This is a genomic window from Paracoccus sediminilitoris, assembly GCF_003259195.1.
GTDB classification, from domain to species: Bacteria; Pseudomonadota; Alphaproteobacteria; order Rhodobacterales; family Rhodobacteraceae; genus Paracoccus; species Paracoccus sediminilitoris.
The window spans coordinates 1-1,482 of sequence record NZ_QJPK01000071.1; the positions used below are offsets into that span (position 1 = coordinate 1).

Below are 1,482 nucleotides of genomic sequence, written 5' to 3' on the forward strand. Positions count from 1 at the left end.
CAGCAACCGTCATTTACTGGCAATGAGATGCCGTAACGGGGCCTGCGCTGCGACCTGCCCGTTACCGTTGTCAAACCGAGGGCAATCTGGCGCCATTCCCGTATTGGATCCATCTGGAGGACTGCGGAATGAAGCTGTTTGTCGGACTGGACGTGTCGCTGGAGAAGACCGCGATCTGCGTCATCAGCGAGCATGGGAAGATCGTGAGGGAGGCGCAGGCGGCCAGCGAGCCGGAGGCGCTGGCGCGCTGGATTGGGGACTTGGAGGGCACCATCGCGGTCGTCGGTCTCGAAGCCGGCCCCCTGTCGCAATGGCTGCATCGTGGCATGACCGAGGCGGGCCTGAGTGTGGTGCTGATGGAGACCCGGCAGGTGAATGGTGCCCTGAAGGCGATGCCGATCAAGACGGACCGACGGGATGCCGAGGGCATTGCGCGCCTGCTTCATCTCGGCTGGTTCCGGCCCGTCCATTGCAAATCCGTCTCGGCGCGAGGCAAGTGCGGGCTCTGCTCAGTGCCCGCAAAGCCGTGCAGCAGGGCTTTATCACTCTGGAGCTGTCATTGCGTGGACTGCTGCGGAACTTCGGGCTGAAGGTCGGCGCGATCTCCCGCGGCAGGTTCGAGCACCGCATCCGAGAGCTGACGGTAGACAACCCGATGCTGTTCGCCGCGACCGAGCCGATACTGCGAGCGCGGGCATCCCTTCGACAGGAGCTTGCAGGATTGGAACGCCGGGTCCGTCAGTTGGCGCAAGACGACCCTGTCTGTCGCCGTCTGATGTCGATGCCGGGCGTGGGCGCGGTCGTGGCGCTGACCTACCGTTCCGCAGTTGATGACCCCTCGCGGTTCACGTCGTCGAAGAAGGTCGGGCCATGGGTCGGCCTCACGCCTTCACGCAACCAGTCAGGCGAACGCGACATCTCCGGCGGGATCACCAAAGCAGGGGACGTCAACCTGCGGCGTGCGCTGTGCCAGGCGGCGACGGTCATGATGCATCGCGGTCGCTCGACGTGGCTGAGAACATGGGCAGTGCAGGTTGCGCGCCGTCGTGGCGCAAAACGGGCCATGGTCGCCCTTGCCCGGCGCATCAGCGTGATCCTGCACCGGATATGGACTGACGGCACAACCTTCCGATCCGAGATTGAGGTTCCGCAAGCAGCCTGATCGGCCAAGCGCTTCACCGTCGCCTGCCTGACCGCAGGCCTTCGAGGTCCCCATGGGACGCGGTTCCGATGATGTCGTGGTCAGGACTGTTGCCGAACCACATCGAGCACGCCAATGAGATGGGCACATCGGACCTGCATTGAACCAGCATCATGTTGGCGGCCTGCGCGGCCTGTCACGGACCGAAGCATGCACCCAGGTGACCTCAGACGAAGTTGGCTGTGCCAGACGTGCGACGATCATAACAACCTGAAACCGCCAATTCGCGGACGACGGCGCATGCGTGAAATGGCTTGACTGAGACGAACCCGTTACCGAAG

At 63.6% G+C, this 1,482-nt stretch carries 1 pseudogene; it reads left to right on the plus strand.

Features of this window, described 5'->3' with window-relative positions:
* Nucleotides 1-128 precede the first annotated feature (128 nt).
* Nucleotides 129-1,162 (plus strand): annotated as a pseudogene (locus DKT70_RS17570) (IS110 family RNA-guided transposase).
* The last annotated feature ends 320 nt before the right edge of the window (nucleotides 1,163-1,482 follow it).